Source organism: Pseudoalteromonas sp. APC 3250, assembly GCF_030407915.1.
In the GTDB taxonomy this organism is placed as follows: Bacteria; Pseudomonadota; Gammaproteobacteria; order Enterobacterales; family Alteromonadaceae; genus Pseudoalteromonas; species Pseudoalteromonas tetraodonis.
Genome location: NZ_JASDCM010000034.1, coordinates 1 through 7,627, shown reverse-complemented (window position 1 = coordinate 7,627; position 7,627 = coordinate 1). Strand labels below are relative to the sequence as shown.

Here is a 7,627-nt window from a genome sequence, read left to right as displayed (position 1 = left end):
CTTATTATCTTCAATTGGGTATATTTCACCAGCTCAATATGAAACAGACTACTATGATAATTTAAACGAGTCAGGTAAAGTGGCCTGACTTAAACAAACTGGTCTCCGATGAACTCGGGGCGATTCAGTTGCTCGTGCCGCGCTATTTTGGCCAACAATTTTAGCCTCGGAATGAGACGTTACCAATGACTGCAAATGGCACAGAGCCGTCCTTCGGCTCTAACTCATTTATGTCCAAAAACGAGTTTGAGCGACTGTCTGTTTCTCGCTCATGGCTGCCTGTCAGATGAAGTCTAAACCTATTCACTTAATCTGTAAGCTCAGATATGAGCTAGTACAATTAATGATGTTAAAGTGTCTGCGTTACCAACTAACGTTAATACATATTAACGTTAGTTGATTGAAAGGGGTAGAGGCATGCAGTTTAGATGTCGCTGTTATTGTAAACCGAAAATGACTTATATGATGTTAATCACTGTTTAAAATAGAGCGTTATAGCTTTTCTATTTCGTTGTGAACTGAATAGTTATTGTTAAACCACCATTTGTATTATTTTTGAATTTACATTCACCATTCAACACTGCCACTCGCTCATAGATACCTATAATGCCAAACCCGCTATTAAAGTTTGAGTTTGACTGCTCAAATAAGCCTATTCCATTGTCCTTAATAATAATCTCTAGTTGATCTCTGCTATAAGCTATATCGATTGAAAACTCTGTTGCTAGTGAGTGTTTCATTGTATTGGTAGATGCTTCTTGGCAGATTCTAAAAATGGCTATTTTATAATTTTCAGTCAATGTATCTACAGGGCCATTAATTTTACAACTGTATGAAACGCCTGCATCTTTTAAGTTTTCTGAAAATAACTCACTTTTTAATGCAGCCTCTAATCCAAGCTCATCTAACAAGCGTGGTCTTAACCAGTGCATAAGTCTATAAACGGAGTCATACATATGGTTAGATACATTTTTGAGTCGTAAAATCGTATTGTCTAACTCATTATAGCTAGCTGATTTCTTCTCTAAAATTGCAATATTAGTTTTTAAAGCAGTAAGGTTTTGACCTATATCATCATGTAACTCTTGTGATAACTGGCTACGCTCTGACTCTTGTACATTGACAACTTTAGTTGCTAGGTTTTGAGTAAGTGAACTGAGTTCTATTAACTCTTTGTTTTGGTTTAATAGCGCGGTTTTAGATTTATTTAATTCAGTTACAAATGCACTAAGTAAGATTGCAAGTACGCTATACGTAATAATATAAAGCTGTGTATTTAGCATCAATTCAGTGTGGCTTGAACCATACACATTAACTAGTAGTGTTATAACCGTTATTGAACCGTAACTTAAAGCACCTAACGCACCAAATGAATAGCTAAACCAGATTAATGGAAATATCGCTAACATTCTCAAAAGGTATAAAGATTTAGGCTCTAATTGGTAAGCTGTAATAAATAAGCACAAACAAATAATAAGTTGTCCTATCAATTTTGCTGAATTTTCACTTATTAGGATGTGCCATTTTTTGTATAAAACCATTCCCGAAAAAAACAGTAGCAACATGATTAGTATAGGAATTATTCCACCTAGTTGATGTGCCAGTATCATTTCGAAGCGTTCTTCATCTGCGATCAGTCTATACTTATTGTTTCTGTCATTGAACGCGATGATTATAATTGAGCGAATTAAGCGATATGAAATAGCAGCAAAAATCACAATTACTGCATTTTTTACGGTGTTAATATTGAGTGGTATTTTTAATAGTTTTATTGCAATTACAGGTAATAAAATTAAATACTCTCGTAACATGCTTTTTGCTAAGCGATAGGGTATATCTGATAGTGCTTCATCATAGAAATGCCAAGTATAGAGTATTTGACCAAGCGTAAAGCCAATCGTTAAGGCAGGCCAATATCGAAGTGGGAAGAATAAATAGCATACAACTCTAACTCCAGCAGGGAAGTACCAACTTACGAAGTTTTCATAGACGACAAAGTTGAATGAAAAAAGATAAAAGCCGATTTCAATAGCTGGCGCTAGAAATATTATTAGCGTAAAAGCGATAAGGTAACGTTTTACTTGTGTTGGTGTTATGGCTTTTATTTGAGGTAAAAGGTGTTGAAGCTTAATACCAGCAATTACTCTTTCCATGAAGCTGAATTCCATTATTTATAATAGATAAACCTGTGTTGTATCAAACTGCTGTTTTGGGTTTGAATTACAAAGAGTATATCGTTGAGTGACTTGTATTTCAGCTTTATTCCCAATAAGTTGTAGTAAAAAGCCTTGTGCGACATCAGACATATTGCGTTTATGTTTTACTATAACCTCTCTGCCTAAGGCAGCCTGTAGTCGCGGTTTAGGGAATGCTGCTTTTTTGATTGATTTGATATGTTCACAATAGGTAAAAAAATCCAAACATTGCTGCTTTGCTTTAAGTATTAGCAGGTCGTTACACTTTATAACATCGACATTTTTTATAAAGTGAACAAAGGCGGCATTGCGCGAAGTGAAGTTAGTCACTACGTCAGTTAGACTTTTATTTTTGGGCCACTTTCGAATAACAACATATTTATTCTTACCTGTTTTAACTAGATTAGTCGATCCCTTCGTCATTTTGCTAGTCCATTCCAGCCGGTAGTTTGACTCGCCAATATGATGCAGTAGCACCGAAACATTTTGAAAGTGTACCGTTTCGCTCGCTATTTTATTCATCGTTAACTCCTTGTAATTTATAATGAGAATACAATGGAGTTGGCAATTAATTAATTAGCAACATTCTTAATGAAATAAGAAAAATTCTTACATAGGCAAGCAGAATTAAGGTTACAATCAACTTATGTAACAAGGAGCTTAAATGAAGTTTGCACTAATTGATGATCACCAAATGGTTCGAGAAGGCTTTAAAGCTTTAATTGAAGATGAGAGCCCACACTGGAGTGTCGTCTTTGAAGCAAATAGCTTTAAAGAGTGTGAGTCATTGTTAAAAACCTCATTACCTGATTGTGCTGTTATTGATATATCTTTACCAGATAAAAGTGGTTTTGAAGTCGCTGAGTATATTGGCAAAAAATTCCCTCATATTAAACGTATTATGCTTAGTATGTATGAGGGAAAGTCATATATTGATAAAGCTTTGGGTCTCGGAGTTGATGCTTACCTTTCAAAAAGAGATGCGGCTAATGAGCTTCTCATTGCTATCAACGCGATCAATAGAGGCCAACGTTTCTTTAGCCCGTCTATAAATACTAGCTACTTTTCAAATAACACAATTGGCAGTAGCCTAAGTAAGCTCACACCGAGAGAGTCAGAAATATTTAAGCTGCTTGCCCAAGGACTTAATGCCAAGCAAGTTTCACAAAAAATTACCATAACGCCAAAGACAGCTCATGTTCACCGTGCAAATATAATGACTAAATTGAATGTAACATCACAAATACAGCTTACAAAGCTAGCTTTAGCTGAGCATGTGATTTGTGTTGAAGATTTGAGTTAGTGAATTAAATAGCCTTAAACAGTCAAAAACAGCTCTGGTTTTAAGTAGTTAGTCATGTATACCGACTATACGTTTATGTATAAGAGGTATCTATTATGTCTAATTACACACCTACAGAATGCTACTTAAATAACTTAGCGCCAACAGGACGAAAGGCTGTTATTTCACTGATAAAAAGTGTTAAAAACACTTTATTATTGCATGATAAGCTAGCCGTATTACCACTTCACAAGTTAAGCTTTGAGCAGTTATCTACTCTTAAACAAAGCTTAGTACTCAATAATAAGTCAGCTAGAACTATCCAACTTACTTTTCAAGTTATTAAAGCCATAGCTAAAACTGCTTTTTTAATGAATTTAATTGAGCAGCACGAACTAGAAAAGTTTAATGTACTTAAGCTCCCTCATATAGAACCAAGCTTAAAAGGTAAGTCACTTACAGCCACACAGTTAAAAAGCATATTAAAGCAGCCCTATACACCATCTTCAATTATTAGCACACGTGATATTGCATTATTGGCTTTAATGGCTGGTGCGGGATTAAGAAGATCTGAAGTTTCGGCTTTAAAGCTTAGTGACTTTTCGTTGGCTGATCAGCTAGTTGTTATCCATAAGGGAAAAGGAAACCGTACTAGAACACAGTACTTACCAGTATGGGTATTAGAGTATTTAAGTTCATGGCTAACGGTACGTGGTAAAAACGAGGGGCCATTATTTTGCGTGGTTTTGAATGGTAAAGTTATTCAAGCTCGTGGTATTTCACCTGAAACTATATATAGCGTTGTAACGGCCAGAACTAATCACGTTTTGGGGGAGAAGTTTACACCCCATGATATGAGGCGAACTTATATTTCATCACTCTTGGCTAATGGTGTGGATATTTCTACTGTGAGTAAGTTGGCAGGGCATAAAAGCATTATTACCACACAGTTATACGATAAACGGGGCGTGGACAGTTTAAAGCGCGCCGTTAATACTTTATCTGTGAATGGATGTGGTGATTATGAATAAGTTACTAATAAGCCAATTTACAAGCCATTATGGTATCAAGTTAATAGAATCAGGCTTATTTGATGATGATACGTTTGAACAATATAGCCCTAGAGAAGTACAGCAACTATCAGGCTCAAAAAGATCAAATTTACCTGTTGATCTGGATGAACTATATGCCTCATTTATTGAGATAACTACAGACTTTGACCAAAAATTACTTTCAAAAAATAGCCGTTACTTTAGCAAAAGTATTGGATTGCCAAGCAATGCTAACTCTCTTATTGAGTTTATTGTTGCTGGTACTCTTAAACCAACTATTTTTAAGTTTATAGAGCAGTTTATTACTAAATCTGCGTATTCATATTCAGATGCATTCACTGTGTTATTGGGGCTTGGAGAGATTGAGCAGGAAGAGTGTTTAGAAGCACTTGAATCGATTGGATTATATAAAAACCGTATTTTTGACTATGAGCTACCATTACTCCCTAAATCTCTTGCCCATTATTTATTCACTAGCCACCAATACAGGACTAAAGATGCATTAGGGCTATTTTTAAAAAATGAAGAACCAGCTAGTTACAATTTGAGCTCTTTTGGCCATAGGGATACGTTCCACCTAAAAAGCTTATTAAATGGTTGGAAGAGATCAAGTAATAATGGCTTAAATATATTGATATATGGGGCTGTTGGTACGGGTAAGTCTGAATTAGCTAAATCTTTATGTAGTAATGCTGAGTTAGTTTTAATGAAGGTTAAATCTAGCTCTGAAGTTGATGCACAAGTTGAAAGACAATTAGGCACAAAGTCTTCAACTAGCTACCGCATTCATAACTTATCTATGGCACGTAAGTTAATGGGAGATCGCCGTGATGGAGTGTTACTTATAGATGAATGCGAAGATATATTCGATGTAAACATGTTTGGCTCCAGTGAACCAAAAGAGCTTCTGCATAGCTTAATTGAAGTACCTAATAGTGCAGCCATATGGATTACTAACCATATTGAAGATATCCCTGAGAGTTGTGTACGGCGTTTTGATTTTGTACTTGAAATGCCCCAGCTAACGAAGGAAAAGCGTTTAGAACATGCCCTAGGGTACTTTAATGAGCTAAAAGTAAGCCAAAGCTTTATTGAAAAGGTGGTTTCGAACAAACACCTAAGCTTGGCGAATATAAGTAAAGCCAGTCATGGGGCTAGTTTATGTGGTTATAAGAGTGAGGCAGCTCAAGAGTTTATAGATTCGTATGTTGAAGGAGTAATGGTTGCATCGGGTATTGATTTAAACCAAATGCATTACAAACCAGAGCTGAAGTTTGACCATACCAATATTAACTTAAAGGGTTCGTTTTCTAACCTTAATGATATAACCAACGCCCTTAATAACCATCATGGTGCAAGAACGTTATTATTTGGCCCTGCGGGTACTGGTAAAACAGCGTTTGTTAACCATGTATGCCAAGAAGCTGGTTTTGAGCTAATTAGTGTTCAGGCTTCAGATATTTTAAGTAAATGGGTGGGGGAGAGTGAGCAAAATATAAAGAACTTATTTATACAGGCTACAGAAGAAGGTGCGGCTATATTTATTGATGAAGCCGATAGTCTGTTTTCAAGCCGTGAGGGCGCCACAAACAGCTGGGAGGTTCAATCCGTAAACCAACTATTGTGTAACCTTGAAATGTTTGAACTTCCTTTCTTTGCAGCTACCAACTTTAAAAAGCGTTTAGATAAAGCTTTACTTCGCCGTTGTGATTTTAAGCTTGAACTAGATTACTTAACACCTGAACAAGTATCACGAATGATATTAAACTTAACAGGCAAAAAAACCTTAGGTAAAAGTGAGAGCGCTAAATTGGTTGGATTAGATCGCATAACTCCTGGTGATTTTAGCGTGATAGCACGAAAAATGCGTTTTTTGAATAAAGCGCCAACATCAAGAGAAGTATTAGAGTTTTTGTTTGAGGAGCAGAAATTGAAAGGCGATTGTAAACGGCGCATAGGTTTTTAGTTAAGTCAGGCATTATATGTTCTAACTCATAGCTGCACCCATATAGTAAAGGAGCTTTTTTAAGTCAATCGGTTGAGAACGATGCGAATGGCGTGATAAAACTGGGGCTTTTATAATCTAACATGTCTGTAACATTTTTTAATTACAATAGGAAACGGTATCGCAAGCTTAAGGTTAAAATCTACCACTTATTAAATCAATCTGCTCTCCACATTCGCCAATATAAATTGATTGTAAAGGATACTGTCTTTAAGTAAGTTATTAATAAATTAATTATTGAAATGCGTTTCCAGATATTTATTGTTATAAATTTTAGTATGTTAACGGTAGTTTCCAGTAATGCGTTCTTAGGAGTCCACTTATGATTGGTTCAGCTCTTAAAAATACAGAAAAGCCGAGTGTATTCATGCTATTAGTTATTTTTGGAACTATATCTTTGCTCTCATTATTTAACGAAAGCTTAGGGCTTATTCAAAATCCAATTTCGCTAATGTCAGTATTTATTCCGTTAATTGTTATTCTTGTTTATATTTTTCTTTGGTGGTGGCTGGGACTTATTCGAAGATTGAATGACAAATTACCAAATAACGATTTTGCTTGTTTTGGTACTCTTATTGGGTGTTCTATTCTGACGTATTGCGTATTAATTACCTTCTTTATTATAGGTGATAATCCCGAAATATTAAATTTTAACTTGTTGATTAAGCCTAGCTTTTTTCAACTGATAACCTTATATTTATTTGGCTTATCTACATTAAAAGTAAAGCGTATTAATTTTGAGTGAAACAAGTCAATTTGCTTGGTTGATATAATTTTAAAGCTGGTTTTAAATATACTACTTTTTTGTAATCGGTCTTACAATTGATACTTTAGACTTACCAAGCTTTCTTTCCTTTAGTATTATTGGCTTTAACTCTTCAGCCTTCCCTAATTCTGTTATTAATTGCTCAAAAAGATGATCGTGGTATTTAGATTCCTCTATATGTCCTTCTATATTTAGCTTTTTGAATCGCCCCGTGTTTGCCAGAGACTCAATAACTTGAGAAACTGGAACTATGAAAAAATCAAATCGCTATACATCAGAATTTCGTGAACGTGCAATTAGGCTTGTTACCACACAACAGCATGAATA

General features: G+C 35.3%; 6 protein-coding genes. 4 read left to right on the top strand and 2 right to left on the bottom strand.

Annotated elements, in window-relative coordinates:
* Positions 1 to 503: 503 nt before the first annotated feature.
* Positions 504 to 2,153 (bottom strand): histidine kinase, encoded by a 1,650-nt coding sequence (locus QL986_RS18725; protein WP_290191829.1) that lies wholly within the window; start codon positions 2,151 to 2,153, stop codon positions 504 to 506.
* An 18-nt stretch (positions 2,154 to 2,171) separates the two neighbouring features.
* Complete coding sequence (locus tag QL986_RS18720; protein WP_290191828.1) at positions 2,172 to 2,717, bottom strand: hypothetical protein; 546 nt, start codon at positions 2,715 to 2,717, stop codon at positions 2,172 to 2,174.
* Between the two features lie 142 nt (positions 2,718 to 2,859).
* Here QL986_RS18720 and QL986_RS18715 point away from each other — a divergent pair, with 142 nt between their 5' ends.
* The 4 genes from QL986_RS18715 (at position 2,860) to QL986_RS18700 (ending at position 7,279) form a co-directional block, all read left to right on the top strand.
* On the top strand, positions 2,860 to 3,498 hold the full coding sequence (locus tag QL986_RS18715) for a response regulator transcription factor (protein ID WP_290191827.1): 639 nt from the start codon (positions 2,860 to 2,862) through the stop codon (positions 3,496 to 3,498).
* A 95-nt stretch (positions 3,499 to 3,593) separates the two neighbouring features.
* Complete coding sequence (locus QL986_RS18710; RefSeq protein WP_290191826.1) at positions 3,594 to 4,508, top strand: site-specific integrase; 915 nt, start codon at positions 3,594 to 3,596, stop codon at positions 4,506 to 4,508.
* Positions 4,501 to 6,495 carry an AAA family ATPase gene (locus QL986_RS18705; RefSeq protein WP_290191825.1) on the top strand — a complete coding sequence of 665 codons (1,995 nt, stop codon included), beginning with the start codon at positions 4,501 to 4,503 and terminating at the stop codon, positions 6,493 to 6,495. Before QL986_RS18710 ends, QL986_RS18705 begins: the two co-directional genes overlap by 8 nt.
* A gap of 361 nt (positions 6,496 to 6,856) precedes the next feature.
* A complete protein-coding gene (locus QL986_RS18700; RefSeq protein WP_290191824.1) occupies positions 6,857 to 7,279 on the top strand; it encodes a hypothetical protein in 423 nt (140 codons plus the stop codon).
* Positions 7,280 to 7,627 lie beyond the last annotated feature (348 nt).

What these genes read in the sequence shown, in the direction of transcription:
- QL986_RS18705 (WP_290191825.1), top strand. Translation starts at nt 4,501, where the DNA reads ATGAATAAGTTACTAATAAGCCAATTTACAAGCCATTATGGTATCAAG.
- QL986_RS18715 (WP_290191827.1), top strand. Translation starts at nt 2,860, where the DNA reads ATGAAGTTTGCACTAATTGATGATCACCAAATGGTTCGAGAAGGCTTT.
- QL986_RS18700 (WP_290191824.1), top strand. Translation starts at nt 6,857, where the DNA reads ATGATTGGTTCAGCTCTTAAAAATACAGAAAAGCCGAGTGTATTCATG.
- QL986_RS18720 (WP_290191828.1), bottom strand. Translation starts at nt 2,717, where the DNA reads ATGAATAAAATAGCGAGCGAAACGGTACACTTTCAAAATGTTTCGGTG.
- QL986_RS18710 (WP_290191826.1), top strand. Translation starts at nt 3,594, where the DNA reads ATGTCTAATTACACACCTACAGAATGCTACTTAAATAACTTAGCGCCA.
- QL986_RS18725 (WP_290191829.1), bottom strand. Translation starts at nt 2,153, where the DNA reads ATGGAAAGAGTAATTGCTGGTATTAAGCTTCAACACCTTTTACCTCAA.